This is a genomic window from Paragemmobacter kunshanensis (genome assembly GCF_011059185.1).
GTDB classification, from domain to species: Bacteria; Pseudomonadota; Alphaproteobacteria; order Rhodobacterales; family Rhodobacteraceae; genus Paragemmobacter; species Paragemmobacter kunshanensis.
In genome coordinates this window covers 153963-180053 of sequence record NZ_JAALFE010000003.1, presented here as the reverse complement: position 1 = coordinate 180053, position 26091 = coordinate 153963, and the positions used below count along the sequence as shown (strand labels likewise).

Here is a 26091-nt window from a genome sequence, read left to right as displayed (position 1 = left end):
TGTTCCCGATCTTGCGCTTCAGGGGCCAAAAGTCCAGCACCCGCAGCCAACTTTCCGTGATCAGGGGATTTTCCGGCCTCCTGCCAGTGACAAGATCACTTCCGCAGGACATGCTCGCCTCTATAGTGAAGCGTCATTTCCAGCAGGGAGCCAGAAAATGAAACATGCAACCAAAGCCCTCGCCCTCGGCCTTGCCCTCGTCGCAGGTGTCGCCATGGCGGCCGAGGCGACCGATCCCACCGTCAAGGCCCGGCAAGAGCTGATGGATGTCATCGGCATGAACACCGGCATCCTGGGCAAGATGGCGGGCGGCGAGACCCCCTTCGACGCCGCCGCCGCCGAAGGCGCCAAGGCCGCCATCGCGGGCGCGGCCGCGGAAATCGCGGCCAAGTTCGAACCCCAGGCCGCCGATCCGAAATCCACCGCGAAAGAGGATATCTGGGCGAACTGGGATGATTTCGTGAAGAAGGGCGATGCGCTGAAGGCCGCGGCCGAGGCGATGGATGCCACCACGCTCGAAGGCGTTCAGGCCGGCATGGGCGCCATCGGCGGCAGCTGCAAGGATTGCCACAGCACCTATCGCATCCCGTCCTGATCCGCCCCCTCCCGGGCCAAAGCGAAAGCCGCCGGATCCCCGGCGGCTTTTCCATGTCCCCCACGCGGGTCAGCGGTTTCTGACACAGAAACCGCGCCGGAATTTGACACAAATTCCGGATCCCGACCGTCAGCCCCCGAAGATCAGGCGCCGGACCGGCGCCTCAGCCGCAACTCACCCGGGCGATCCGCTCCGACCGGTCCACCTCGAAATTCAGCCGGTCAGGGTTGTAATCCATCGTCACCGCCATGCCCGGGCGGATCACCCGCACCGGCTTGTTGAAACGTATCGTCTCCAGATCGCGCGCGGGCGCGCCCAGCAGATATTGCAGATCCAGCGCGCCGCACTGGTTCACCCCGCCCGGCGCCGGATCGGCGACCCCCGGATAGGGATCGCTCGCCGGGACACAGGCCCCGACCGCCACCGCAAGGGCCATGCCCGCCACCCCTTTTCCCAGCCTGATCATCGCCTTGCTCCCTTGCTCCGGATGATTGCGTCCTTCCCGCCAGCCTTCCCGCAGCCCGCCGCGAAAGCAAGCCGCGCCGCCGCGAACCGGCAAGGAATGGCCGTTTCCCGCGTTGCAATTCCCCGGGCTTTCGACCAGCCTGCCACCAGATCGCAGAAATCGTGGAGGAAGTGATGCGTACCCGCGCCGCCGTTGCCCTTGCCCCGGGCAAGCCCTTGCAAGTCATGGATGTGAACCTCGAAGACCCCAGGGAAGGCGAGGTGCTGATCGAGATCAAGGCCACCGGCATCTGCCACACCGACGAATTCACCCTGTCGGGCGCCGATCCCGAAGGGCTGTTTCCCGCGATCCTCGGCCATGAAGGCGCGGGCGTCGTCGTCAAATGCGGCCCCGGGGTCAAGTCGCTGAAGCCGGGCGATCACGTCATCCCGCTCTACACGCCCGAATGCCGCGAATGCCCGTCCTGCCTGTCGCAGAAGACGAACCTCTGCACCGCCATCCGCGCGACGCAGGGCCAGGGCCTGATGCCCGACGGCACCACCCGCTTTTCCATGCTCGATGGCACGCCGATCTTTCACTACATGGGCTGCTCCACCTTCGCCAACCACACGGTGATGCCCGAAATCGCGCTGGCCAAGGTCCGCGATGACGCGCCCTTCGACAAGATCTGCTATATCGGCTGCGGCGTCACCACCGGCATCGGCGCGGTCTTGAACACCGCCAAGGTGGAAATCGGCGCCAAGGCCGTGGTCTTCGGCCTGGGCGGCATCGGGCTGAACGTGATCCAGGGTCTCAAGATGGCCGGGGCCGACATGATCATCGGCGTCGACATCAACGACGACAAGAAGGAATGGGGTGAAAAGTTCGGGATGACCCATTTCGTCAACCCGAAATCCCTGCCCGAAGGCACCTCGGTCGTCCAGGCCATCGTCGACATGACCAAGACGCCCTTCGACAAGATCGGCGGTGCGGATTACAGCTTTGACTGCACCGGCAACGTCAAGGTGATGCGCGACGCGCTGGAATGCACCCATCGCGGCTGGGGCCAGTCCATCATCATCGGCGTGGCCCCGGCAGGCGCCACCATCGAAACCCGCCCCTTCCAGCTGGTCACGGGCCGCGTCTGGAAAGGCACCGCCTTCGGCGGCGCCCGCGGCCGGACGGATGTGCCCAAGATCGTGGACTGGTACATGGACGGCAAGATCGAGATCGACAGCATGATCACCCATATCCTGCCGCTCGACCGCATCAACGAAGGCTTCGACCTGATGCATGAAGGCAAGTCGATCCGCTCGGTGGTGGTGTTCTGAAGGGGGGGGCGGGGTTCACCCCGCCCTGCGGTCGTGGCTGAAACACCCGGAACCAGGGCGCTCAAGGCCAAGGGGGTGGAGTTCACGCTCCACCCCTATGACTACGACCCGCGCGCAGAGGCGGTGGGCCTCGCCGCAGCACTGGCCCTGAACCTCGACCCCGCCCTCACCCTCAAGACGCTGATGGTCGAGGTGGACGGCAAACCCGCCTGCTGCGTCATACCCTCTGATCGCCAGTTGTCGATGAAGAAGGTCGCCGCCGCCTTCGGGGCAAAATCCGCCGCCATGATGCCCCCGGCAAAGGCGGAAAAGCTGACCGGCTACAAGGTCGGCGGCATAGGCCCCTTCGGCCAGCGCCGCCCCATCCCCACCGCGATCGAAGCGACGGCCACCACTGCGCCCAGGGTCTGGATCAATGCCGGCCAGCGCGGCCTTCTCCTCGGCATCGCGCCTACCCACGCACTGATGACAATCCCCGCCATCGCCGCCCCCCTGGTCGCCTGACCTTTCCCCTTTCGCTTCCCCGTACAAAGGCGCACCCTGCCCGAAAAGGACTGCCCATGCCCGAATCCCGCGCCCCCCGCCTCTGCGTCCTGATCGACGCCGACAATGTCCCCTCCGGCTATGCCGAGGCGATCTTCGAGGAAGTCGCCTCCCTGGGCGAAGCCTCCGTCCGCCGCATCTATGGCGACTGGTCCGCCCAGCGCCTTGCCGGATGGGCCAAGAAGGTGGCAGCCCTCGGCCTCGTTGCCGATCAGCAATTCTCCAATACCAAGGGCAAGAACGCCTCCGATATCGGCCTCGTCATCGCCGCGATGGATTTCCTGCATTCCGGCCTGTTCGACGGCTTCGTCCTCGTCTCCTCCGACAGCGATTTCACCCGCCTCGCCGCCCGCATCCGCGAGCAGGGGCTCGATGTCTATGGCATCGGCGAGAAGAAGACGCCGGAAGCCTTCCGCATGGCCTGCAAACGCTTCATCTATGTCGAAAACCTCGGCGCGGCGGATGAGGCCCCCGATCCCACCCCCGCGCGTGGCGCACCAAAAGTCGAACAGCCGGACGCGCCCAGACCCGGCACCAAGGAGGCCCCCGCAAAGGCCATTCCCTACATCATCGCCGCCATGCGCGCGATCGACCCCGATGCCGAATGGTATTCGCTGGGTCAGGTCGGCCAGTTCATCACGCAAGGGAACCCCGACTTCGACACCCGCACCTATGGCAGCGCGAAACTCTCGGACCTTGTCCGCAAGATCAGCCGCTTCGAGGTGCGCCCCGGCCCCGGCGGCCAGTTGCAGATGCGCGATGTCGCCTGACAGGTGACAACCGACGGCCCCCGCGCCAAAATTCTTCGCGAAGAATTTTGGCAGCGCCCCCCCTGAAAATCTTGCCCGCAAGATTTTCAGGACCTTCCGCCCAAAACTTTTCTGGAAAAGTTTTGGGCGTCCAACGGTGCAAGGCTGCACGCATGCCCTGCGTGGGTCTCCCCTGTGAAAACCGTGCATCTTTTCATATCCTATGCGCAGGCAGGAGATGACCCATGCAGATCGAACTCGGACTCGACACCTTTGGCGACACCACGCTTGGCGCGGACGGCAAACTCAAACCACAGGATCAGGTCCTGCGCGACGTCGTCGAACAGGCCGTCCTCGCCGATGAACTCGGCATCCATTTCATCGGCATTGGCGAACACCACCGCGCCGATTTCGCGGTCTCCGCGCCCGAGATCGTGCTGTCCGCCATTGCCGCCCGCACCGCGCGCATCCGCCTCGGCTCCGCTGTCACGGTGCTGTCCTCCGATGATCCGATCCGCGTGTTCCAGCGGTTTTCCACACTGAACGCGCTCTCGAACGGTCGCGCCGAGGTGATCCTCGGGCGTGGCTCCTTCACAGAAAGCTTCCCGCTCTTCGGCTATGCCCTCGACGATTACGAACTCCTGTTCGAGGAAAAGCTCGACCTCTTCGCCCATCTGATCCGGGATGAGGCGGTCACCTGGTCCGGCCAGACCCGCCCACCCCTGCAGAACCAGCGCGTCTACCCGACCCTCGGACCCGGAATGCAGGTCTGGGTCGGCGTCGGCGGCAGCCCGGACTCCGTGATCCGCGTTGTCCGCCACGACCTGCAGCTGATGCTCGCCATCATCGGCGGCGATCCGCGTCGCTTCAAGCCTTACGTCGATCTCTACCACCGCGCCTGCGCCCAGATGGGGCGCACCGTCAAACCCGTCGGCATCCATTCCCCCGGCCATATCGCCGCAACCGATGACCTGGCCGCCGAACAGCTCTGGCCCCATTACAAGGCCATGTTCGACCGCATCGGCGCCGAGCGCGGCTGGCCCCCCGTCACCCCTGACCGCTTCATGGGGGAAATCCAGCATGGCTCGCTCTATGTCGGCAGCCCCGAAACCGTGGCACGGAAGATCGCAGCCGCCGTCACGGCCCTCGGGGTCACCCGCTTCGACATGAAATACGCCACCGGCCCGATGCCGCATGATCAGCTTTGCGACAGCATCCGCCTCTATGGCGAAAAGGTCATCCCCATGGTCAAGGAGATGGTCGCGGGCGTCCAGAACGCGGCGTAGGGCGGGGATCTCCCCGCCAAGGCGGACCTTGTGGCCTACCGCAGACTACCCCGCCAGATGCGGCCGAAAGGCCGCGACGACCTCTTCATAGACCTTGCGCTTGAAGGGCACGATCGCCGCCACCATCTCGCCCGCCCCGATCCAGCGCCAGCGCGAGAATTCGGGATGATCGCTGTCGATCCGTACCTGATCATCCGTCCCAAGGAAGCGGAACAGGAACCACTTCTGCCGCTGCCCCCGATACTTGCCGCCCCAGACCTTGCCCAGCAATTCAGGCGGCAGGTCATAGGTCACCCAGCCCTCGGTCCTGGCGACGAATTCGACCAGATCCTCGGTCACCCCCGTCTCTTCCCAAAGCTCCCGCAGCGCCGCCTTGCGCGGCTTCTCGCCCGCGTCGATCCCGCCCTGCGGCATCTGCCAGGCCGGGCTTTCGGAATCCAGCCGCTGGCCCGCGAAGATCTCGCCCTTCGCGTTGATCAGCACCACGCCCACGCAGGGCCGATAGGGCAGCGTCTCGGGATCCACCATGGCAAACCGGGCCGCCCCGTGACGGGCGGCCCCTCCCCTCACTCGGCCGCCGGGGCGGCGACTGCGTTCAGCCCGCGCAGGATGTCCACCGCATAGGCCAGCTGGTAATCCTCGTCGCGCAGCTTCGCCGCTTCCTCGACGCGGGCCCGCTCTTCCTCCAGCAGCTTCCGCTCGTCCTCGGTCATCGAATCGTTCGAGATGATGCCCCGCAGATCCGCCTCCGAAGACGGCGCGCGGGCGGGCGTATCCGCCTCTTCCCCCTCGGCCGCCGGGTTCTGCACCGGTTGGTTCACCACGATATCCGGCATCACCCCCAGCGCCTGGATCGACCGGCCCGACGGCGTGTAATACCGCGCCGTCGTCAGCCGCATCGCGCCATCGCCGCGCAGCGGCACCACGGTCTGCACCGATCCCTTGCCGAAACTCTTGGTCCCCACCACGATCGCCCGGCGATGGTCCTGCAAGGCCCCCGTCACGATCTCCGAGGCCGAGGCCGACCCGCCATTGATCAGCACCACGATGGGCTTGCCCGCCGCCAGATCGCCCGGCGTCGCGTTGAACCTTTCGCCATCCGCCGGATCGCGCCCGCGCGTCGACACGATCTCGCCCTTCTCGAGGAAGGCATCCGACACAGAGATCGCCTCGGTCAGCAAGCCGCCCGGATTGTTGCGCAGGTCGATGACGAAGCCATCGACATTCTCCATCCCGCCCAGTTCCTCGATCGACTTGGCAAGCTGCGTCTCAAGCCCCGGCGTCGTCTGGTCGTTGAAGGTGGTGATCCGCAGCACCACCGTATTGCCCACCACGCGGCTGCGCACCGCCGTCACCTTGATCGTGTCGCGGATGATCGACACGTCGAACGGCTCGTCCACACCCTCGCGCACCACGGTGATGATGATCTCCGATCCGACCGGACCGCGCATCATCTCCACCGCCTGGTCCAGCGTCAGGCCCAGCACGCTTTCGCCGTTCACATGGGTGATGAAATCCCCCGCCTCGATCCCCGCCGCATCCGCCGGCGTGTCATCCATGGGCGAGACGACCTTCACGAAACCCTCTTCCTGCGTGACCTCGATGCCAAGTCCCCCGAACTCGCCCCGGGTCTGCACCTGCATATCGTCGAAATCTTCCGGCGCGAGATAGCTCGAATGCGGGTCAAGGCTCGTCAGCATGCCGTTGATCGCCGCTTCGATCAGCTTCTTGCTGTCCACCTCTTCCACATACTGGCCGCGGATCCGCTCGAAGATGTCGCCGAACAGGTCAAGCTGCTGATAGACATTCTCGTTGCGCTCGGCTTCCTGCGCGATCAGCGGCCCGGCCACCTGCGTCGTCAGCAGGACCCCGGCCACCGTGCCGCCCAGTGCGGCCATGACGAACTTCTTCATTTCGCTCTCATTCCCTTCCTTCGGTGAACCATGGTCCCGGATCCACCGGTTCGGCACCCTGCCGCAGTTCCAAGTAAAGCGTTTCCGACTCGCGCGTGCCACCACCTTCTTCCGACACGGCAAGAATGTCCGCAAGCTCCGGTTCGGCGCCCCCCATCAGGCCCAGCGGCGCCCCCTGCGCCACCACCTCGCCCACTTCGCCATAGACGGTTCCCAGCCCGGCCAGGATCAATAGATAGCCGCCCCCGGGTTCGAGGATCATCACATTTCCGTAGTCGAGCAAAGGCCCCCTGTAGCGGATCGTCGCAGGCCAGGGCGCTGTCACCAGCGCCCGCGCCCGCGTCGCGATGGCAAGGCCGGGCCGCCGCACGCCTGCGGCATCGGCCTCGTTCGCGCGCCGCAGCACACGCCCCAGCACCGGCAGCGCCAGCCGCCCCTGCGCCGTGGCGAAATCCTCGCCATCCGCCCCGCCCGGGGCCAGCCCGGCGGCAAAGGCCTCCAGCGTATCCGCGCTTTCCAGCAGGTCGCGCAGCGCCTCGGGCGTCTCGGTGAACCGCAGCGGCAGTTCCGTCCGGTCGCTGATCGCCTGGCTCAGCGCCGTCCGCGCCTCCTGCGCCGCGCCCAGCCCGCGCAGCAGCGTCTCTCCGGCGGCAAGCTGCAGCGCCCGCAGGTCGCGCAATTCCCGCAATTCCCCGCGCAGCCTTTCGGCCTCGGCCTGCAAGGCAGGCGTCACATCGGCCAGCACCATCCCCGAACGCACCGTCCCCACAGGCCCCGTCGGATGCAGCAGCAGCAGCGGCCCCGGCTCGGCCTCCAACTGCCCCAGAATTCCCACCAGCTTTGCGATCCGGTCCCGCTCGGCATTGAAGCGCAGCGTCAGCGCCGTCTCGCGCAGCGATGCCTGCCGCAGCGATCCGCGCAGCGCGGACAGCCCGTCCTCATAGGCGCGGATCGTCTGGGTCAGCGCATCCACCCGGTCCTTCGCCCCCTCGGCCTCTTCCAGCGCCTGCACCGCCGCCTGCAGATCCGCCGCCGCCTGGGCCGCCTGCTCCGCCACGCCTTCGGCCCCGGCCCGCCCGGCCAGGCAGATCAGCAGGCAAAGGGCGGCGCGGCGCATCATGCGATCAGGCTCTCGCCCGTCATTTCCGCAGGCTTCGCCAGCCCCATCAGCTGCAGCACCGTCGGCGCCAGATCGGCCAGCCGCCCATCGCGCAGCCGCGCCCCCTCAGGCCCGCCGAACAGCATCACCGGCACCGGATTCGTCGTATGGGCCGTATGCGGCCCGCCCGTCACCGGATCGACCATCATCTCGCAATTCCCGTGATCCGCCGTCACGATCATCGCGCCGCCGCATTCCGACAAAGCCGCGACCGCATCGCCAAGGCAGGCATCCACCGCCTCGCAGGCCTTCATCGCCGCCGCCAGATCGCCGGTATGGCCCACCATGTCGGGATTGGCGAAATTCACCACGATCAGGTCATAGCCCTTGCGGATCGCCCCCACGAGCGAGGCCCCAACCTCCGGCGCGCTCATCTCGGGTTGCAGGTCATAGGTCGCCACCTTGGGCGATTTCGGCATGAACCGATCCTCGCCCGCGAAAGGCTCCTCCCGCCCGCCATTCAGGAAAAAGGTCACATGCGGATATTTCTCCGTCTCGGCCAGCCGGAACTGCGTCCGCCCCTGCCTTGCCACCCATTCCCCCAGCGTGTTGGGGATCGACCGCTTCGGAAAGGCCGTCGCCATATACCCGTTATGCGCGTCCGAATATTCCACCATCCCCAGCAGGGCCGACCATGCCGGCCGCGCCCCTACGTCAAAGGCATCAAACCCCGGCTGCCCGATCGCCGCCAGGATCTCCCGCGCCCGGTCCGCCCGGAAGTTCAGGCAGAAGAGCCCGTCGCCATCCCGCGCGCCCCGATACCCGCCGATCACCGTGGGGGCGAGGAATTCATCCGTCTCGCCCTTGGCATAGGACGCCGCGACCGCCGCCACCGCATCCGGCGCGGTCTCGCCCTCACCCCGCACCATCGCGGCATAGGCGCGGCCCACCCGCTCCCAGCGGTTGTCGCGGTCCATCGCCCAATAGCGCCCGATCACCGTGGCAATCCGCGCCCCCACCGGCAGCTTCGCCTCCAGCGCCGCGACAAACCCTTCCGCCGACGAAGGCGCCACGTCGCGCCCGTCGGTGATCGCATGCAGCCAGACCGGCACGCCCAGCGCGGTGATCGCACGGGCCGCCGCCAGCACATGCACGACATGCCCATGCACCCCGCCATCCGACACGACGCCCATCAGATGCGCCGCCCCGCCCGCCGCCTTCACCTTCGCCGCAAAGGCCACCAGCGCCGGATTGGTCGCGAAGGATCCGTCCTCCACCGCCAGATCAATGGCGCCCAGATCCATCGCCACCACGCGCCCCGCGCCGATGTTGGTATGCCCCACCTCGGAATTGCCCATCTGCCCGCTGGGCAGGCCCACATCCGGCCCATGGGTGATCAGTGTGGCCTTCGGACAGGTCGCCCAAAGCCGGTTGAAATTCGGCACATCCGCCTGCGCAGGCGCATTGCCCTCGCGGATTTCGGAAAGCCCCCAGCCGTCAAGGATGCACAGCACGACAGGCTTCGGAACGCTCATGGCAGATGACCTCTTCTTCGTCCTGCCCGTTCCATACCGCCCACAGCCCCGGCGGGCAACGCACCGCTTGGGCTGGCCCGCAGTTTTCGCGAATCGTCAGGTTTCGTTAACCTTAACGGCTCGTGGAGGCACCGCCCGTCTGCACCGGCTGCTGCACTGCCACGCTGCACCGGGCGTTGCATGCGGACCCGGCGGAAAACCTGGTGGTAAATGCAGCGTTCCCAAGGGCTTGGCCGCCCTCAAACCCGGTGATACGGCCCGCCCGCCAGAATGGTCGCCGCCCGATACAACTGCTCGGCCAGCATCACCCGCACCAGCATATGCGGCCAGACCATCCGCCCGAAACTGATGGAAAAATCCGCCCGCGACCGAAGCGACGGCGCAATCCCGTCCGCCCCCCCGATGACAAAGGCCACATCCTGCCGCCCGGCATCCCGCCAGCGCGCCAGTTCCGCCGAAAATTCCGGCGAAGACAAGGACTTGCCGCGCTCGTCCATGGTCACCACAAGGGCCCCGCCCGGAATGGCGCGCGACAGCAGTTCCGCCTCCGCCTCCATCCCGCCGCCCTTGCGATCCTCGACCTCATGCTCGCTCAGGGGACCAAGGCCAAGCGCCCGCCCCGTCCGGTCGAACCGCGTCACATAATCATCGACAAGGTAACGCTCCGGCCCCGCCCGCATCCGCCCGACGGCGCAGAGATGCACCCGCACGGGCCTTACGCCCCGCGATGGGCGCTTCCGGGAAGCCACATCTTTTCAAGCTGATAGAACTCGCGCACCTCGGGCCGGAAGACATGGACGATCACATCGCCCGTATCGATCAGCACCCAGTCGCCGGTTTCCTTGCCTTCCATCTTGGACGACACGCGGAATTCCTGCTTCAGCCGATCCACCAGCTTTTCCGAGATGGCCGCCACCTGCCGCGACGACCGGCCCGAACAGATGACCATGTAATCGGCCACATCCGACCGCCCGCGCAGATCAATCTGCACGATATCCTCGGCCTTGTCGTCATCGACGGATTTCAGGACGGCGGCCAGAATCTCTTCGGACGTATAGGTGGGCGCGTTCGCCGTGGCAGCATCGCTCATGCGCGGCGCCCTCGGCCCGACCGGAAGCCCGGTCGCTGGGTCAGAATGAGACAGGACATCGTCCTCCGGAAGTTGCACGCCGCAAGGCCCCGGCGCAGGGATAGGACAAGGGTATCACCGCGCGCCCCGTATCTCAACGGCACGCGAAGCGCGCGCGATACAGGCTGGCCACAGAAAACACAAGGGGAACACGCGTTTTCCTGCGAAAACGCGCCCCGATCCATCGCCAAAGGGCAGCCCCCGGGAAATTCCGCAAGGAATCCCTGGCCCTGGCTCCTGCGTCCTCGAAAGGTTGCTCACCCGAAACGGGCCAGACTGCCATCGCCAGAGGCCAGCCATGAATGCTGCAGAATGAACCTCCCTCAGGGAACCCCCATCCAGCGCACAGATGCACAGGGCCCAACCGGCCCCCTCCCCGCCCCATTCCCGTCGCAAGCGCGCCGGAAATCCCCGCCAATCTGCACCCCGACCCCTTCCCTGCCGGACACCAGCCATGCCCAGTTCCGATTTCCAGGATCGTCTCGCCCGCCTGCATCAGGCGCAGCAGCAGCGCAAGATTGCCCCGGGCACCCCGCCCGGCGGTCCGGCCGACAACCATCGCGAAAGGCTCGACCGCGCCCTTGCCGCCGCCGCCGCCGCAGGCATCAGCCGCAGGGACTGCTTCCCCCCGGCCATGCAGGCCCTGTCCGCCCTCGGCCTTCCCATCCGCCCGCTTCACTTCAAGTCGCTGATCTCGCTCTTTTTTTCCGGCCTCTGCCTCGGCCTCGGCGTCTTCGGCGGCATCCTGTGGCTCTTCGCCTCCGACACCATGCCCGTCGCCCCGGCAGGCCCGATCCGCGGCCTCGTCTCGCTGGGCTGGCCCGGCGTCGCCTTCCTCTCGCTGGCCATCGGCGCAGGCTTCGCCGCCATCATCCGCGCCCAGGCCGCCCGCGCGGGCCTGCCGCGCTGGCGCGATCTCTGACCCGCGCCAAGCGCATCTTGCCTCACAGGGGATTCGCGCGTATCTAGCCCCCCATGACCCGCTTCTTCGACATGGCCGATCACGCCCGCCTTCCCTGGCGCTTCACCCGCGAAAGCCGGTCCGTCCTCGCACGACTTATCTGACGCAGCCTCCCCCGCGTCCGGCGCATTAGCGCCTCCTTCACAGCCATATCCGAAAGAGATGAGCCATGACCGCTCCGCGCACCCTCTATGACAAGATCTGGGACGATCACGTCGTCCATCAGGCCGAAGACGGCACCTGCCTTCTGTATATCGACCGCCACCTCGTGCATGAGGTGACCTCGCCGCAGGCCTTCGAAGGGCTTCGCATGACGGGCCGCAAGGTCCGCGCGCCGGAAAAGACCATCGCCGTGCCGGATCACAACGTCCCCACGACCGCCGGCCGCGACACCCACATCGACAACGAGGAATCGCGCATCCAGGTCGAGGCGCTGGACAAGAACGCCCGCGATTTCGGCATCAACTACTACCCCGTCTCCGACATCCGCCAAGGCATCGTCCACATCGTCGGCCCCGAACAGGGCTGGACGCTGCCGGGCATGACCGTGGTCTGCGGTGACTCGCACACCGCCACCCACGGCGCCTTCGGCGCGCTGGCCCACGGCATCGGCACGTCGGAAGTGGAACATGTTCTGGCCACCCAGACGCTGATCCAGAAGAAATCGAAGAACATGAAGGTGGAAATCACCGGCTCCCTCCGCCCCGGCGTCACGGCGAAGGACATCACCCTGTCGGTGATCGGCGCGACCGGCACGGCGGGCGGCACGGGCTATGTCATCGAATATTGCGGCCAGGCGATCCGCGAGTTGTCGATGGAAGGCCGCATGACCGTCTGCAACATGGCCATCGAAGGCGGCGCCCGCGCGGGCCTCATCGCCCCCGATGAAAAGACCTATCAGTATGTGCAGGGCCGCCCCCACGCGCCGAAAGGCGCGAAGTGGGAAGCCGCACTCGCCTATTGGAAAACCCTCTTCACCGATGAAGGCGCGCATTTCGACAAGGTCATCACGATCAAGGGCGAAGACATCGCCCCCGTCGTGACCTGGGGCACCTCGCCCGAAGACGTGCTGCCCATCACCGGCACCGTGCCCTCCCCCGAAGACTTCACCGGCGGCAAGGTCGACGCAGCCAAGCGCTCGCTCGATTACATGGGCCTGACCCCCGGCATGAAGCTGACCGATATCGCCATCGACACGGTCTTCATCGGCTCCTGCACCAATGGCCGGATCGAAGACCTCCGCGCCGCGGCGGCGATCCTGAAGGGCAAGAAGATCAAGGTCAAACGCGCCATGGTCGTGCCCGGCTCCGGCCTCGTCCGCGCGCAGGCGGAAGAGGAAGGTCTGGCCCAGATCTTCATCGACGCAGGGTTTGAATGGCGGCTTGCGGGCTGCTCCATGTGCCTCGCGATGAACCCTGACCAGCTCGCCCCCGGCGAACGCTGCGCGGCAACGTCGAACCGCAACTTCGAAGGCCGTCAGGGCCGCGGCGGCCGCACGCACCTCCTCTCGCCCGCGATGGCGGCGGCGGCGGCGATCACCGGTCATCTGACCGACGTGCGCGAGATGATGTCGGAACAGGTGTAAATCTAAATGTTTGCACAGTACCTGAGTGCCGAGGAGCTGAAGGGGGTTTGGATCGGGGTCGCTTCGTCCATCTTGGCAGCCGCGATTATCGGATCCTTTCTCTACGTTTTTCGAACATCCGTTGCGACATGGAGAACCAAATCCGAGCAAGAACGACGCAAAGACGAGAAGTTCGAAGCGGCACTAAGTTCCGCGAGCCACTTCGCTCCTTTCGCTTTCGGTATCGCGCAGGCACGAGCTCTGCGCTTGTTCTTCATTGCCGTCATAATCGCCTATGTCGGCGATCTCCTTGGCCTTTTCTATCCTGCTAATCTTGTTCTCTACGCTGTGGCGCTGGTCTACCTAGTGTCTGCGCTCCGCTGGATGAACAAGGTTGAGCGAAAGGCTTTGGACATCATCGACAAGGGCCAAGTCAGCTAACCAAAGGTGCACCCCGAATGGACAAATTCACCACCCTGACCGGCATCGCGGCCCCCATGCCGCTGGTCAACATCGACACCGACATGATCATCCCCAAGCAGTTCCTGAAGACGATCCAGCGTTCGGGTCTCGGCAAGAACCTGTTCGACGAGATGCGCTATACCCAGGACGGGCAGGAAATCCCCGATTTCGTCCTGAACCAGCCCGCCTATCGCAAGGCCGAGATCATCGTCGCGGGCGACAATTTCGGCTGCGGCTCCTCGCGCGAACACGCGCCTTGGGCGCTTCTGGATTTCGGCATCCGCTGCGTGATCTCCACCAGCTTTGCCGACATCTTCTTCAACAACTGCTTCAAGAACGGCATCCTGCCCATCGTCCTGCCGCAGGATCAGGTCGATATCCTGATGGCCGACGCGAAAAATGGCGCCAATGCCCGCGTCACCGTCGACCTGCCCAGCCAGACCGTCACCACCTCTGATGGCCAGTCCTTCAGCTTCGAGGTGGACCCCCACCGCAAGCACTGCCTGCTGAACGGGCTGGATGACATCGGCCTCACGCTGGAAAAGGCCGCCTCCATCGACGCGTTCGAGGCAAGGAACGCCACGCTGCGCCCCTGGGCCTGACCCTGCCGCCCGCTTGCGGTTTATTTTTCATTAACCACAATATCTTGGGCCGTCCCTCGGGGCGGCCCATTTATTACCAGAATCTTGATGCAATCGCGCGACACCTTGTTCGCGAAATGGCCGTATTGCTCTGCTTCCATCCGCATAGGTGTTGTAACGGTTCGCGAAAGTAGGCACAAATTGGGCAAGATTGAGGCAGTCCGCCACAATGTGCGGAAAATCGCCGGGAAAGGCACCACGGGCAAACCGCGGGTCGATCACTGGCGGGAAGGAAACAGGGCAGTGGTCTCACGACTGGCTGGCGCGTTCATGCGTGCGGTGTTGATAGTGGCGGTGGTGGTCGCGCCCTCCATGCTGGTCCCCGGCATGGAAGCGGATGCCCAGCAGACCGTCGCCCTTGTCGCCCTTTTCGCAGGCCTGCTCACCTTCGTGGAATACAAGGCCGAGGCGCCCGGTCTCGTGGAATTCCGCGATGCCGCCCCGTTCAACCGCATCCGCTACATTCTGCTTGCCACCACCCTGCTGACGCTTTCGCTCATCGAACGCGGCCGCACCGATCCCTCGACGCTCAGCCAGCTGCTCGATGCCATCGGGGCACTGGTCGGGCAGGCGATGGATTTCCCCTACAGCCCGGTGCGCCTTGTCACCCTGACGCTGACGGAAGGTGCCACAGATGCCGATATCGCCCTCCTGCGCGCTTCGGCAGGCATGGCCTATCTGACAGCGCTGCTGACGATGATCCTCTTCTCCTTCCACATGCGGCGCGGCTACTGGCCGCGTTCCGGCCAGGTGTTCAACGTCTGGATCAACCTGCCGACCTTCGACCCCACCAGCGGCTCCGATATCGTCGGCCGGCTGGAAAGGGATGCCCGCATTAACATTGCATTAGGGTTTCTGCTGCCATTCTTGGCCCCGGCGCTGGTGCAACTTGTCATGGGCGGGATCGACCCCGCCAGCCTCGACTCGCCGCACAGCCTGATCTGGACGGTGACAGCATGGGCCTTCCTTCCGGCAAGTCTCTTCATGCGCGGCATCGCGATGCATCGTGTGGCGCAGATGGTGCGCGACAAGCGCCGCGAAAGCACCCGCTCGCATTCCGAGGCACTCTTCGCCGCCTGATGCCGCGCGCGCGGGCCGTCCTTGCCCTGCTGGCCTGCCTGCCGCTGCTGCCAGCCATCCCCGCAACGGCGGCGGAAACCCTGCGCCTTGCGCTGTGGAATATCGGGCTGGAACGCAAGGGCCCCGGCCTTCTTCTGCGCGATCTTGACCGCGGCGATGATCCCGCGATCACCGCAGCGCTTGCCGTCATCGCCCGGCTCGATGCCGATATCCTCGTCCTTGCCGGGGTGGATCACGATCCGGGCCTGCAGGCACTCTCCGCGCTGGAAGCCCTGCTGCAAGCCGCAGGCCAGCCCTATCCCCACCTCTACGCCCCCCGCCCCAACAGCGGCCAGCCCAGCGGCCGCGATCTCGATGGCGATGGCCGCCTGAACGAGGCAGAGGATGCGCTTGGCTGGGGGCCCTTCCCCGGCGCGGGCGGTCTTGCGATCCTGTCACGCCTGCCCCTGCTGGCCGACGAGGCGCAGGATTACTCTGCCTTCCCCTGGCGCGATCTGCCCGGCGCCAATCTTCCCCCGGGGGATGCGGCCAGCCCGCTGGCCGATCTGCCCCTCTCCTCACGCAGCCACGCAGCCCTGCCGGTGCAACTGCCCGGCGGCGGCAGGCTTACGCTGCTGATCTGGCATGCAACCCCACCCGTCTTCGACGGGCCCGAGGATCGCAATGGCCGCCGCAACGCGGACGAGGCCGCCTTCTGGCTTCATCTGATCGACGGCAGGCTTCCCTACCCGGCCCCGACTCCGCCCTTCATCCTGATGGGCGATGCCAATCTCGATCCGCTTGACGGGGACGGGCGGGCCGGGGCGATCTCGGCCCTGCTCGCCCATCCCGGCCTGCAGGACCCCGCACCCAGGGGCAGCCATGGCCGCAGCGAACCGGGCCACCGCGGCGATCCCGCGCTCGACACCGTCCTTTATCCGCAATTGGGCGGGCTGCGGCTGGAATACATCCTGCCATCGAGGGACATCGACCTGCGGGCGGCGGGCGTGTTCTGGCCGGACCGGACCGATCCCCTGCACGCGTCCCTGACGACGGCGTCGCGTCACTTTCCGGTCTGGATCGACATCTCCGTCCCGCCATCGGGACCCCCGCCGACAACAGCCTCGCCTCCCCCTCCCTGACGCGCGGCCAAGACCCATTCCTGCACCGCCTTTGCCCGGGACTGGGCGACGCGCACAAGCGTTCCATCGACAAGTTCCAGCGTCACCTCTCGCCCGCTGAGCATGGTCCGCTTCGCGGCAGACCGCGCCACCCAATCGGATCTGGAAACCCGCATGCCCAATTCCTCGGGAATGGCCTCGACGACTGGTCCGAACGGCCCCGGCAGAAAGGCACGTCGCTCTGTGGTCCGCACATGCATGTAGTTCCCATCCGCCCGCAGATGGAACAGCGTTTCCGGCAGGAAACGCTCCCCCCGGATCGTGATTGCCCTGGCATCCTCTGGCTGCGGGCGCGGGCGTTGCGGCACATCGCCCCGCATGTCGCGCAGGACGCGCGGCACCACCACCAGCATCACGTAATGACAGATCGCCTCGCAAAGCAGGTAATAGAAGACGGTCATCACAATCACCGGCACAAAGCCGGCCGGCCAATTCCCCGAAATGGTGACAAGCGCGACCTGACCTGCCCCAACAGCGAGAACGGTGGCCGAAACCTGCAGCACCGAAGATCGCAATCGCAACACGCCCGACGGCATCGGCACCAGCACCATCGCCAAGGCAGGCAAGGCGACAAGGATGACCACCGCCACCGAGATCGAGATGACGACAACCTGCATCATCTCCACCCCGGTCATGTCATAATTGCCGCTGCGGACCTCCAGCAGGGCAATCCCAAGGGCGATCAGCACGTAATGGGCCAGAAGATAGCGATGCACGACAACGCGCAGGAATTCCGTGCCGCGGAATGCGATAACGTCGCCCGAGAACATCTGGATCTCAAGCCATCGATCTCGGAATGCGGGGCGCGCAGGGGCCTTCACCAGGTCCTCGCCTCCCGCGATTTGCCATGGCCGCGCCCCTCGCCGCCCTGCGACAGCCACGCCCGGACGGCGGCCACCTGTGCTGCGGAAACGGGCACGCTTTCGCCGTCCACCGTCTGCAACCGCACATCGCGGCCCACCCGCCGGTCACCCGTGACGGCGCGCCGCGCCACCCAATGAGACCGATGCACCTGCCGCCCGGCCCCGACGGGCATCCGCGCCACGACAGCGGCAAAGGGGCCCGGCACCGACATCCGGCCCCGCTCGGTCACGACGGTCACATAATTTCCATCCGCCTCCAGCCGCAGGACGGCGGCCAAGGCAGCCTGTTCCACCGATCCCTTCAGATCATCCCCTATCTCCACGGCCTGCTCTGCCGCATCCCCCGCGGGACCATCATCCGATCGGGCATCATCCCCCGCAGGATCGCCTTCCGGCGGGGCGTCCTCCCCGGCCTCTGCAATTGGCAATCCGGCCACCGGCCGCGCCTCAGCCACCGGCGCGCTTGCATGATCACCACGCAGGCGGTTCAGCGCCCGGGGAATTGGCCGACGCAAAAGATAGGCAACAGCCAGAAGCAGATAGAGAACAGGCAGCAGGATCCCCGACAGGTCGGGCTCCATCCGCCCGCTATGGCCTGCACCGATCCGCGACACCACAAAGGCCATGGCAAGACCCATGGCCAACCCGCCCAGCACAATGCCGGGCTCAAGGCGCATCCGCACAGGTTCCCTTGCCTCTGCGGGGCGCCGCAGCCGGAACGCGACCCAAAGATAGGCCGCCACCGTCCAGAAGGCCGCCGCAAAGCCGATCAAGATCGCCGGGTAAAGGACGCCGACCACGGAATCCGACAGCGAAAGCAGATAGCTCAGGACAAGCACCTTTACCGAAAAGGCAAAGTAATGCGCCAGAAGATAGCGGTGCCGGAAGGCTGCCATCACCTCTGCGGTATCGGAAAAATGGACGGCCGCCCCCAACTGCGCCAGCACGATGCCCCTGTCCGCCGTCAGGGCAGACGTCTCTTCCTGATCATCTCGGGCGGTCATCCGGGAAACGAAATCTGCAAGTGTAACCATAAGCCACCAATCGAACATACAGAAAGAAATGTTAGGGCCACTCCGCGCCTGCGGCAAGCGCACGGCCTTTTCGATCCGCGCGACTATACTTTTGGCCAGCTCTTGCCCCCGACACCGCCCCCACCGCCTCGCCCGACCTTGACCGGGAAGGGCCGACCCGCTAGGCCACCCCGCGACCCTTCCGATCAGCGCAGGAGCCCGCCTTGGCAAATCCCTCCATCCTCATCCTCGCCGGCGACGGCATCGGCCCCGAAGTCATGGCCGAGGTGAAAAAGATCATCGGCTGGTTCGGCACCCGGCGCGGCATCACCTTCGACGTGACCGAAGACCTCGTCGGCGGCTGCGCCTATGACAAGCACGGCACCCCCCTGCATGACGACACGATGGCCAAGGCGCAGGAAGTCGACGCCGTCCTTCTGGGCGCCGTGGGCGGCCCGCAATACGACAATCTCGATTTCTCGGTGAAACCCGAACGCGGCCTGCTGCGCCTGCGCAAGGAGATGGACCTCTATTCCAACCTCCGCCCCGCCCAGTGCTTCGACGCGCTGGCCGACTTCTCCTCGCTGAAGAAGGAAGTCGTTGCCGGTCTGGATATCGTCATCGTCCGCGAACTCACCTCGGGCGTCTATTTCGGCGAACCGCGCGGCATCTTCACCGAGGGCAATGAACGCGTGGGCATCAACACCCAGCGCTATACCGAAAGCGAAATCGCCCGCGTCGCCCGCTCGGCCTTCGAACTCGCCCGCCGCCGCAACAACAAGGTCTGCTCGATGGAGAAGGCCAATGTCATGGAATCGGGCATCCTGTGGCGTCAGGTCGTGCAGGAAATCCACGACAAGGAATATCCCGACGTCCAGCTTTCCCACATGTATGCCGATGCGGGCGCCATGCAGCTCTGCCGCTGGCCGAAACAGTTCGACGTGATCGTGACCGACAACCTCTTCGGCGACCTGCTGTCGGATGCCGCCGCCATGCTGACCGGCTCGCTGGGCATGCTGCCCTCGGCCTCCCTCGGCGCGCCGATGGCCAATGGCCGACCCAAGGCGCTTTACGAACCCGTCCACGGCTCTGCCCCCGACATCGCCGGTCAGGGCAAGGCCAACCCCATCGCCTGCATCCTCTCCTTCGCCATGGCGCTGCGCTACAGCTTCGATCTGGGGGATGAGGCCGCGCGCGTCGAGGCTGCGGTCGAAACCGTCCTTGCCAACGGCCTGCGCACCGCCGATCTGATGGGCCCGGATGGCGGCACGCCCGTCTCCACCTCGCAGATGGGCGATGCGGTGGTCGCCGCGCTCGACGCCTCGATCTGACGCCACGCGCACCCGGCGGGCCGGGATGATCATCAGGAAGGGGGCACCAGCGGTGCCCCCTTTTCGCTGGCTGGCACAACCCCACCTTGCGCAAAGGCGCGTCCCGGTCCATTAGGTTACCGCTATCAGCCCGCGCCCGGACCGAAGGCCGCTCTCCATGACCACATCGCATTCCAACCTCAAGGGCGCGGCGCTTTCGCTTGCCGCCTTCGGCATCTACGCCACCCATGACGTCGTGGTGAAATACCTCGGCGGTTCCTTCTCGGCGGTGCAGATCATCTTCTTTTCCGGACTGCTGTCCTTTCCGATCCTGTCGGTCATGCTGTTGGGCGACAGGCGGGACGAGAACCTCGTCCCCCGCCACCCATGGTGGAGCCTGCTGCGCGCAGGTTCTGCCGTCATCAGTGGCGTCCTCGGTTTCTACGCCTTTTCCAAACTGCCGCTGGCACAATGCTATGCAATCTTCTTCTCCATGCCGCTGCTCATCACCCTGATGGCCATTCCCATGCTGGGCGAAAAGGTGGGCCTGCGCCGCGGCGTCGCCGTGATCGTCGGGCTGCTGGGTGTCCTCGTCGTGCTGCGCCCCGGCCAGGCCGATCTGGAACTCGGCCATCTCGCGGCGCTGGCCGCCGCCGTCACGGCGGCCCTCGGCTCTGTCATCGTGCGCAAGATCGGCAAGGACGAACGCTCGGCCGTCCTCATGCTCTACCCCATGCTGGGCAACGTGCTGGCCATGGGGGCAGCGCTGCCCTTCGTCTATCAGCCCATGCAGATCACCGACCTTGGCCTGATGGGCATCATCGCGCTGTTTTCCTTCCTCGCCGGTCTTCTGGTGATCAAGGCCTATCGCACGGCCCCTGCAATCATCGTGGCCCCCATGCAGTATTCGCAGATCCTCTGGGCCGCCCTCTACGGCACGCTCCTTTTCGATGAAACGATCGACCGCTTCACCGCCATCGGCAGCGCGATCATCATCGCCTCGGGCATCTACATCGTCCTGCGCGAGGGGACGCCCTCCGTCTCGGGCAACCGCCCCGTCCTCTCCACCAAGGGCCGCCCTGAAAACGGCGGGATGCCGCGTGTCAGCGTGATGATGCAACGGATGGGGATTCCCGAACGTCAGGATTGACACAACCCCGCCCAAGCCCCCTTGCAAATGCTCCGGCGGGGCTGTAACCCACCCCCACGGTCGGAGCGTAGCGCAGCCTGGTAGCGCACCTGCTTCGGGAGCAGGGGGTCGGAGGTTCGAATCCTCTCGCTCCGACCAAATAAAGAATCCCGAAAAACCTTACCCAGGCTCAGGCGGAAACCGCCTCGCATGCCACCACGGACCCGGCCCCGCTTTCTGTGCCGCGGCCTGTCTGTCACAAAGCTTTCACCTCCCTGTCGAACGCCCGATACAGGCCACTGTCACTGGACGGGCATCGAAACAGAACGGAGTGTGCCATGTCACGCCGCCTTGCCTGCCTGTCATCCGCGCTTGCCCTTGCCTCGGCGCTTCCGGTTGCGGCGGATCCTGTCTTCAACCGGATCGCCACCTTCGCCACCCCCGCGAACATGGCCGAAGGCGAGGACACCGCGCGCGAAAGCAGCGCCGAGATCATCACCGCCACCGAAGACGGCATGACGCTGATCTATTCCGACAGCCCGCTCGGCGTTCTTGGCCTCGTTGACATCACCGATCCCCGCGCACCGAAACCGCTGGGCAACATCGCCATGGGCGGCGAACCGACGACCACGGTCGTCATCGGCAACCGCGCCTTTGCCGGGGTCAACACATCCGAAAGCTTCACCAATCCCTCGGGCAAGGTCGTGATGGTCGACCTCGCCTCGCGCAGCATCGCCGCGGAATGCGATATCGGCGGCCAGCCGGATGCCGTGGCCCGGGCCGCGGATGGCGGCTTCATCGCCATCGCGGTGGAAAACGAACGCGACGAAGATCTGAATGACGGCGCCCTGCCGCAGATGCCCGCCGGTTATGTCGTCAAGATCCCGGTCCTGGACGGCGCGATGGATTGCGCCGCGCAGCAGCGCATCGGCCTGACGGGCCTTGCCGCCATCGCCCCCGAAGATCCGGAACCCGAATTCCTCGATGTGAACGCGGCGGGCGAGATCGTCGTGACGCTGCAGGAAAACAACGAAATCGTCGTCATCGGCGCGGATGGTGCGGTTGCCACCCATTTCAGCGCCGGATCGGTTGATCTGGCCGGGATCGACACGCGCCGCGACGGCCGTCTCGATTTCACCGGCAGCCTGACATCCGTCCTCCGCGAACCCGATGCCGTGAAATGGATCGACGCCGATCACTTCGCCACCGCCAATGAAGGCGATTACAACGGCGGTGCGCGCGGCTTCACCATCTGGCGCAAGGATGGCACCCCCGTCTTCGAAGCCGGGGCCAGCCTCGAACGCGCCATCGCCGCCATCGGCCACTATCCCGAACATCGCTCCGGCTCAAAGGGGGTGGAACCCGAAGGACTAGCCTTCGCTACGTTCGACGGCGTGCCGCATCTCTTCGTGGCCTCCGAACGCGGCTCGATGATCGCCGTCTACGATGTCACCGATCCGGCCGCGCCCGCGCTGCGCCAACTCCTGCCCTCCGGGATCAGCCCCGAAGGGCTGGCAGCCATCCCTGCCCGCAACCTCCTTGCCACGGCAAACGAGGTGGACCTGCGCGCCGACGGGCTTGCCCCCGCGCATGTGATGCTTTTCGAACACGCCGAAGGCAGCCCCGCCTATCCGATGCTGACCAGCGAAGGCAGCGATCCCCTGATCGGCTGGGGGGCCCTGTCGGGCCTCGCCGCCGGGGCTGGCCCGGGCGAGCTTTTCGCCGTGTCGGACAGCGTCTATGGCAGCATGCCACGCATCTATCGCATCGACACCACCACCACCCCCGCCCGCATCACAGCCGCGATCGACATCACCCGCGGCGGCCAACCGGCCCAGCTCCTCGATCTCGAAGGCATCGCCCCCGATGGCGAAGGCGGCTTCTGGCTGGCCAGCGAGGGCCGCAGCGACCGCCTGATCCCGCATGCGATCCATCATGTCGATGCAGAGGGTGCCATCACCCAATCCATCGCCCTGCCCGAAGCCCTGCTCGACAACGAGATCCGCTTCGGCATGGAAGGCATCACCGTGATGGGCGACAGGCTCTGGCTGGCGATGCAGCGCGAATGGCAGGATGATCCGGCGGGCATGGTCAAGCTGGTTTCCTATGACATCGGCGATGAAACCTGGGGGGCCGTCCACTACCCGCTGGAAACCCCGGCCGAAGGCGCATGGATGGGCCTGTCCGAAATCACCGCCCATGGCGATTGGGTCTATGTCCTTGAACGCGACAACCAGATCGCCGACCGCGCACAGGTGAAGCGGCTCTACCGCATCCCCGCCTCGGCGCTGCAACCGGCCGAACTCGGCGGCCCCCTGCCCGTCGTCACCAAAGAGATGGTGCGCGACCTTCTGCCCGATCTTGCCATTCTGAACGGTTTCGTTCCCGACAAGGTCGAAGGCTTCGCCATCGACGCCGAAGGCCAGGGCTGGGTCGTGACCGACAATGACGGCGTGGATGACAGTTCGGGCGAAACCCTGTTCTGGACCATCGGCAAGGTGGATTGATCCTGTTGCAGGTGGCCCCCGGGGCCACCCGCGAAACCACGCAAAACTGAACAAAATTGCAGCCGGGTCGTTCTTAGCAATCTGCCCCGGCTGCGTTACGCTCCTTCCGGTGGCATCCGGTCACGAAGGAGATGGCAGATGTCGGCAAGGGCCGATCAGCCCCCGAAGATTGCGCTGGTCCTGCAAGGGGGCGGGGCGCGGGGGGCCTATCATGTGGGCGTCCTGCGCGCGATTGCCGAAATCACCGATGGCCAGCGCTCGCCCTTCCAGATCGTCTGCGGTTCCTCGGTGGGGGCGATCAACGCCGCTTCCATCGCCATGACATCGGTCGATTTCCGGCTGGGGGCCGAACGGCTCGAATCCCTCTGGCGATCCTTGCACTGCCAATCCATCTACGATTCGCGCGCCCTGCCCATGCTGGCCCGCAGTTCCCGCTGGGCCATGACGCTGGTCCTCGGCCAGCTTGGCCTGCGGGTGACGGGGGGCCTGCTCGATTACAGCCCGCTCCGCGCCCTTCTCGAACGTGAATTCAGCCAGAAACACCTGCGCCGCGCGATCCGCTCGGGTGCGCTGCACGCGCTCTGCATCACCACCTCCAGCTATTCCGACGGCACCTCGACCACCTTCTTTCAGGGCGATGACAGCCTCCGCCCCTGGTCCCGCGCCCGCCGCCTTGGCGAAAGCGCGGTGCTGCGGGCCGATCACATCCTCGCCTCGGCGGCGCTGCCCTTCGCCTTTGCGCCCGTGCATCTGGACAACCGCTATTTCGGCGATGGCGCGCTCAGGACAACCTCGCCCCTCTCGCCCGCCATCCATACCGGCGCGGACCGCATCCTTGTCGTCGGCACGCGCGACCATGCCGTAGGCCCCCGCCGCTCCACCCAGCCAAGCCTCGGCGAAATCGCGGGCCACGCGCTCGACATCCTTTTCAACGACAATCTCGAGGCCGATGTCGAACGGCTGGAACGCATCAACCACACCATTTCCCTGCTCTCGGACGAGGCCCGCGCCAAGACCCGCCTGCGCGTGATCGACGCGATGTCCATCGCCCCCTCGCGCGACATCCGCGATCTGGCCAAGGCCCATGCCGGGGAAATGCCCCGCTCCCTGCGCCTTCTGCTGCGCAGCATCGGCTATTCCGGGGGCGATGCCCGGATCGAAAGCTACCTGATGTTCGAACCGGGCTATGTCGGCGCGCTGATCGACCTTGGCCATGCCGATACGCTGTCCCGCGCCGACGAAATCCGCGCCTTCCTGACCCCCGCCTGATCCGCGCGGATCACCCTGCCGGCAGATCGGCCAGCATCGCCGCCGCCCCCGCCTCATCGGCATAGCCCAGCTTCACCACCGTCGCCGCGACCGATGCCCCCTCGGCCAGCGCGAGCTTGGCCACGCTGGCGGCCTTGGCATAGCCGATATGGGGCACCAGCATCGTCGCCAGCACCAGGCTGTTCTCCAGCGCCCCCTCGCATTGCGCGACATTCGCCTCGATCCCCGCCACGCAGCGCGTGGCCAGCGTATCCATCGCCTGCATCAGGATCCGCATGGATTGCAGCACGTTCAGCACGATCACCGGCTCAAACGCGTTCAGTTGCAACTGCCCCGCCTCGGCCGCCATCGTCACCGTCAGATCATTGCCGATCACCTGAAACGCCACCTGGTTGACCACTTCCGGGATCACCGGGTTGATCTTGCCCGGCATGATCGACGATCCCGCCTGCACCGCAGGCAGGCGGATCTCGTTGAAGCCCGACCTTGGCCCGGATGACAGCAACCGCAGATCGTTGCAGATCTTCGACAGCTTCACCGCGATCCGCTTCAGCACGCCGGAAAAGGTGACATAGGCCCCGCAATCGCTGCTCGCCTCGATCAGGTCGCCCGCCAGCTTCACCGGCAGCCCCGTCACCAGCGCCAGTTCCGCCACCGCCGCCTCGGCATAGCCGTCGGGCGTGTTCACCCGCGTCCCGATGGCCGTGCCGCCCAGGTTCACCTCCAGAAGCAGGTTCGACAGCCGCCCGATGATCTCCACATCCTCGCGGATCGTCACGGCAAAGCCCGCGAATTCCTGGCCCAGCGTCATGGGCACCGCATCCTGCAACTGCGTCCGCCCGATCTTGCGCACCTGCGCAAAGGCCACCGCCCTTTCGCCAAAGGCATCCGCCAGCCGCGACTGCGCCGCGCGGAACGCCTCGCACTGGCTGACGATCGCCAGCCGCATCGCCGTGGGATAGACGTCATTGGTGGATTGCGACCGGTTCACATCGTCATTCGGGTGCAGATGCGCGTAATCCCCCGCGCGATGGCCCATCTTCAGCAGGCCAAGATTCGCGATCACCTCATTGGCATTCATGTTGGTCGATGTGCCGGCCCCGCCCTGGATCATGTCCACGCGGAACGCCTCATGCCAGCGCCCGGCGGCGATCTCGTCGCAGACCTCCTCGATCACCCGCGCCTTTTCCGCCGACAGCACCCCAAGCGCCAGATTGGCCCGCGCCGCCGCCTTCTTCACCCAGGCCAGCGCACGGATGAATTCCGGGAAAGTCGAAAGCGGCAGGCCCGAGATCGGGAAATTCTCGATCGCACGCTGGGTATGGATCCCCCAGAGGCAGGTTCGCGGCAGGTCCATCGGACCAAGGCTGTCTTCCTCGCGGCGGATATCATGCATCATCATGGGGCGCATCCTCTGGCCAATCGCATTGGCGCAGACCTGCACCGGCACCCGCCCATCGGTCCAATGCAAATCCTGCATGGCCCATGCAGGCCCCAAAGACGTTGA

General features: G+C 65.8%; 25 protein-coding genes and 1 tRNA gene. 16 read left to right on the top strand and 10 right to left on the bottom strand.

The window, feature by feature from the left end:
• Positions 1–157: 157 nt before the first annotated feature.
• Positions 158–595, top strand: a complete 438-nt coding sequence (locus G5V65_RS04710) for a c-type cytochrome (RefSeq protein WP_165047432.1) — start codon at positions 158–160, stop codon at positions 593–595.
• Positions 596–758: 163 nt separating this feature from the next.
• On the opposite strand, the gene G5V65_RS04705 is transcribed toward G5V65_RS04710, so the two are convergent.
• A complete protein-coding gene (locus tag G5V65_RS04705; RefSeq protein ID WP_165047431.1) occupies positions 759–1061 on the bottom strand; it encodes an I78 family peptidase inhibitor in 303 nt (100 codons plus the stop codon).
• A gap of 173 nt (positions 1062–1234) precedes the next feature.
• Between G5V65_RS04705 and G5V65_RS04700 the strand changes: the two genes are divergently transcribed.
• The 4 genes from G5V65_RS04700 (at position 1235) to G5V65_RS04685 (ending at position 4949) form a co-directional block, all read left to right on the top strand.
• Entirely contained in the window at positions 1235–2371 is a 1137-nt protein-coding gene (locus tag G5V65_RS04700; RefSeq protein WP_165047430.1) for an S-(hydroxymethyl)glutathione dehydrogenase/class III alcohol dehydrogenase, read from the top strand.
• Between the two features lie 33 nt (positions 2372–2404).
• Positions 2405–2875 carry a YbaK/EbsC family protein gene (locus G5V65_RS04695; RefSeq protein ID WP_165047429.1) on the top strand — a complete coding sequence of 157 codons (471 nt, stop codon included), beginning with the start codon at positions 2405–2407 and terminating at the stop codon, positions 2873–2875.
• A 56-nt stretch (positions 2876–2931) separates the two neighbouring features.
• A complete protein-coding gene (locus G5V65_RS04690) occupies positions 2932–3684 on the top strand; it encodes an NYN domain-containing protein (RefSeq protein WP_165047428.1) in 753 nt (250 codons plus the stop codon).
• A 224-nt stretch (positions 3685–3908) separates the two neighbouring features.
• Positions 3909–4949, top strand: coding sequence for an LLM class flavin-dependent oxidoreductase (locus tag G5V65_RS04685; protein ID WP_165047427.1), 1041 nt, complete (start codon positions 3909–3911; stop codon positions 4947–4949).
• Between the two features lie 45 nt (positions 4950–4994).
• On the opposite strand, the gene G5V65_RS04680 is transcribed toward G5V65_RS04685, so the two are convergent.
• The 6 genes from G5V65_RS04680 to rsfS form a co-directional block, all read right to left on the bottom strand.
• A complete protein-coding gene (locus G5V65_RS04680) occupies positions 4995–5477 on the bottom strand; it encodes an RNA pyrophosphohydrolase (RefSeq protein ID WP_165047426.1) in 483 nt (160 codons plus the stop codon).
• Positions 5478–5515: 38 nt separating this feature from the next.
• Entirely contained in the window at positions 5516–6862 is a 1347-nt protein-coding gene (locus tag G5V65_RS04675) for a S41 family peptidase (protein ID WP_165047424.1), read from the bottom strand.
• A 7-nt stretch (positions 6863–6869) separates the two neighbouring features.
• Positions 6870–7979: a peptidoglycan DD-metalloendopeptidase family protein gene (locus G5V65_RS04670; protein WP_165047554.1), complete on the bottom strand. Its 1110-nt coding sequence runs from the start codon at positions 7977–7979 to the stop codon at positions 6870–6872.
• The gene (gene gpmI, locus G5V65_RS04665) at positions 7979–9496 is read right to left on the bottom strand and encodes a 2,3-bisphosphoglycerate-independent phosphoglycerate mutase (protein WP_165047423.1); all 1518 of its coding nucleotides are present in this window, start codon (positions 9494–9496) and stop codon (positions 7979–7981) included. Before gpmI ends, G5V65_RS04670 begins: the two co-directional genes overlap by 1 nt.
• A gap of 239 nt (positions 9497–9735) precedes the next feature.
• The gene (gene rlmH, locus G5V65_RS04660; RefSeq protein WP_165047422.1) at positions 9736–10206 is read right to left on the bottom strand and encodes a 23S rRNA (pseudouridine(1915)-N(3))-methyltransferase RlmH; all 471 of its coding nucleotides are present in this window, start codon (positions 10204–10206) and stop codon (positions 9736–9738) included.
• 5 nt (positions 10207–10211) lie between these two features.
• Positions 10212–10586: a ribosome silencing factor gene (rsfS, locus tag G5V65_RS04655; protein ID WP_165047420.1), complete on the bottom strand. Its 375-nt coding sequence runs from the start codon at positions 10584–10586 to the stop codon at positions 10212–10214.
• A 493-nt stretch (positions 10587–11079) separates the two neighbouring features.
• Between rsfS and G5V65_RS04650 the strand changes: the two genes are divergently transcribed.
• The 6 genes from G5V65_RS04650 (at position 11080) to G5V65_RS04625 (ending at position 16454) form a co-directional block, all read left to right on the top strand.
• Positions 11080–11547 (top strand): DUF6404 family protein, encoded by a 468-nt coding sequence (locus G5V65_RS04650; protein ID WP_165047419.1) that lies wholly within the window; start codon positions 11080–11082, stop codon positions 11545–11547.
• Positions 11548–11755: 208 nt separating this feature from the next.
• Positions 11756–13171, top strand: coding sequence for a 3-isopropylmalate dehydratase large subunit (gene leuC / locus G5V65_RS04645; RefSeq protein WP_165047418.1), 1416 nt, complete (start codon positions 11756–11758; stop codon positions 13169–13171).
• A gap of 6 nt (positions 13172–13177) precedes the next feature.
• Positions 13178–13591, top strand: a complete 414-nt coding sequence (locus G5V65_RS04640) for a hypothetical protein (RefSeq protein WP_165047417.1) — start codon at positions 13178–13180, stop codon at positions 13589–13591.
• 17 nt (positions 13592–13608) lie between these two features.
• Entirely contained in the window at positions 13609–14214 is a 606-nt protein-coding gene (gene leuD / locus G5V65_RS04635; protein WP_165047416.1) for a 3-isopropylmalate dehydratase small subunit, read from the top strand.
• Positions 14215–14523: 309 nt separating this feature from the next.
• The gene (locus tag G5V65_RS04630; RefSeq protein WP_165047415.1) at positions 14524–15333 is read left to right on the top strand and encodes a hypothetical protein; all 810 of its coding nucleotides are present in this window, start codon (positions 14524–14526) and stop codon (positions 15331–15333) included.
• Positions 15334–15434: 101 nt separating this feature from the next.
• On the top strand, positions 15435–16454 hold the full coding sequence (locus G5V65_RS04625; RefSeq protein ID WP_165047553.1) for an endonuclease/exonuclease/phosphatase family protein: 1020 nt from the start codon (positions 15435–15437) through the stop codon (positions 16452–16454).
• On the opposite strand, the gene G5V65_RS04620 is transcribed toward G5V65_RS04625, so the two are convergent.
• Both G5V65_RS04620 and G5V65_RS04615 read right to left on the bottom strand, forming a co-directional pair.
• On the bottom strand, positions 16376–17263 hold the full coding sequence (locus G5V65_RS04620; RefSeq protein WP_165047413.1) for a LytTR family DNA-binding domain-containing protein: 888 nt from the start codon (positions 17261–17263) through the stop codon (positions 16376–16378). The two genes, G5V65_RS04625 and G5V65_RS04620, sit on opposite strands and share 79 nt — an antisense overlap.
• Before the next feature lie 47 nt (positions 17264–17310).
• Complete coding sequence (locus G5V65_RS04615) at positions 17311–18360, bottom strand: LytTR family DNA-binding domain-containing protein (RefSeq protein WP_165047412.1); 1050 nt, start codon at positions 18358–18360, stop codon at positions 17311–17313.
• Positions 18361–18593: 233 nt separating this feature from the next.
• On the opposite strand from G5V65_RS04615, the gene leuB reads away from it, so the two are divergent.
• From leuB to G5V65_RS04590, 5 genes are all read left to right on the top strand, one after another.
• Positions 18594–19700, top strand: coding sequence for a 3-isopropylmalate dehydrogenase (gene leuB / locus G5V65_RS04610; protein WP_165047411.1), 1107 nt, complete (start codon positions 18594–18596; stop codon positions 19698–19700).
• Between the two features lie 157 nt (positions 19701–19857).
• Positions 19858–20829 carry a DMT family transporter gene (locus G5V65_RS04605; RefSeq protein ID WP_165047410.1) on the top strand — a complete coding sequence of 324 codons (972 nt, stop codon included), beginning with the start codon at positions 19858–19860 and terminating at the stop codon, positions 20827–20829.
• Between the two features lie 61 nt (positions 20830–20890).
• Positions 20891–20967: transfer RNA gene (locus tag G5V65_RS04600), tRNA-Pro, on the top strand.
• A 179-nt stretch (positions 20968–21146) separates the two neighbouring features.
• Entirely contained in the window at positions 21147–23315 is a 2169-nt protein-coding gene (locus G5V65_RS04595) for an esterase-like activity of phytase family protein (protein ID WP_165047408.1), read from the top strand.
• 138 nt (positions 23316–23453) lie between these two features.
• On the top strand, positions 23454–24584 hold the full coding sequence (locus G5V65_RS04590) for a patatin-like phospholipase family protein (RefSeq protein WP_165047407.1): 1131 nt from the start codon (positions 23454–23456) through the stop codon (positions 24582–24584).
• Between the two features lie 10 nt (positions 24585–24594).
• Here G5V65_RS04590 and G5V65_RS04585 read toward each other — a convergent pair whose 3' ends face one another.
• Positions 24595–26064 (bottom strand): aspartate ammonia-lyase, encoded by a 1470-nt coding sequence (locus G5V65_RS04585; RefSeq protein ID WP_241250437.1) that lies wholly within the window; start codon positions 26062–26064, stop codon positions 24595–24597.
• Positions 26065–26091 lie beyond the last annotated feature (27 nt).

Bases quoted from the DNA above. Each gene is read 5' to 3' on its own strand.
- G5V65_RS04710 (WP_165047432.1), top strand. From the start codon at position 158: ATGAAACATGCAACCAAAGCCCTCGCCCTCGGCCTTGCCCTCGTCGCA.
- G5V65_RS04705 (WP_165047431.1), bottom strand. From the start codon at position 1,061: ATGATCAGGCTGGGAAAAGGGGTGGCGGGCATGGCCCTTGCGGTGGCG.
- G5V65_RS04700 (WP_165047430.1), top strand. From the start codon at position 1,235: ATGCGTACCCGCGCCGCCGTTGCCCTTGCCCCGGGCAAGCCCTTGCAA.
- G5V65_RS04690 (WP_165047428.1), top strand. From the start codon at position 2,932: ATGCCCGAATCCCGCGCCCCCCGCCTCTGCGTCCTGATCGACGCCGAC.
- G5V65_RS04685 (WP_165047427.1), top strand. From the start codon at position 3,909: ATGCAGATCGAACTCGGACTCGACACCTTTGGCGACACCACGCTTGGC.
- G5V65_RS04680 (WP_165047426.1), bottom strand. From the start codon at position 5,477: ATGGTGGATCCCGAGACGCTGCCCTATCGGCCCTGCGTGGGCGTGGTG.
- G5V65_RS04675 (WP_165047424.1), bottom strand. From the start codon at position 6,862: ATGAAGAAGTTCGTCATGGCCGCACTGGGCGGCACGGTGGCCGGGGTC.
- G5V65_RS04670 (WP_165047554.1), bottom strand. From the start codon at position 7,979: ATGCGCCGCGCCGCCCTTTGCCTGCTGATCTGCCTGGCCGGGCGGGCC.
- gpmI (WP_165047423.1), bottom strand. From the start codon at position 9,496: ATGAGCGTTCCGAAGCCTGTCGTGCTGTGCATCCTTGACGGCTGGGGG.
- rsfS (WP_165047420.1), bottom strand. From the start codon at position 10,586: ATGAGCGATGCTGCCACGGCGAACGCGCCCACCTATACGTCCGAAGAG.
- G5V65_RS04650 (WP_165047419.1), top strand. From the start codon at position 11,080: ATGCCCAGTTCCGATTTCCAGGATCGTCTCGCCCGCCTGCATCAGGCG.
- leuC (WP_165047418.1), top strand. From the start codon at position 11,756: ATGACCGCTCCGCGCACCCTCTATGACAAGATCTGGGACGATCACGTC.
- G5V65_RS04640 (WP_165047417.1), top strand. From the start codon at position 13,178: ATGTTTGCACAGTACCTGAGTGCCGAGGAGCTGAAGGGGGTTTGGATC.
- leuD (WP_165047416.1), top strand. From the start codon at position 13,609: ATGGACAAATTCACCACCCTGACCGGCATCGCGGCCCCCATGCCGCTG.
- G5V65_RS04630 (WP_165047415.1), top strand. From the start codon at position 14,524: ATGCGTGCGGTGTTGATAGTGGCGGTGGTGGTCGCGCCCTCCATGCTG.
- G5V65_RS04620 (WP_165047413.1), bottom strand. From the start codon at position 17,263: ATGTTCTCGGGCGACGTTATCGCATTCCGCGGCACGGAATTCCTGCGC.
- G5V65_RS04615 (WP_165047412.1), bottom strand. From the start codon at position 18,360: ATGACCGCCCGAGATGATCAGGAAGAGACGTCTGCCCTGACGGCGGAC.
- G5V65_RS04605 (WP_165047410.1), top strand. From the start codon at position 19,858: ATGACCACATCGCATTCCAACCTCAAGGGCGCGGCGCTTTCGCTTGCC.
- G5V65_RS04595 (WP_165047408.1), top strand. From the start codon at position 21,147: ATGTCACGCCGCCTTGCCTGCCTGTCATCCGCGCTTGCCCTTGCCTCG.
- G5V65_RS04590 (WP_165047407.1), top strand. From the start codon at position 23,454: ATGTCGGCAAGGGCCGATCAGCCCCCGAAGATTGCGCTGGTCCTGCAA.
- G5V65_RS04585 (WP_241250437.1), bottom strand. From the start codon at position 26,064: ATGCAGGATTTGCATTGGACCGATGGGCGGGTGCCGGTGCAGGTCTGC.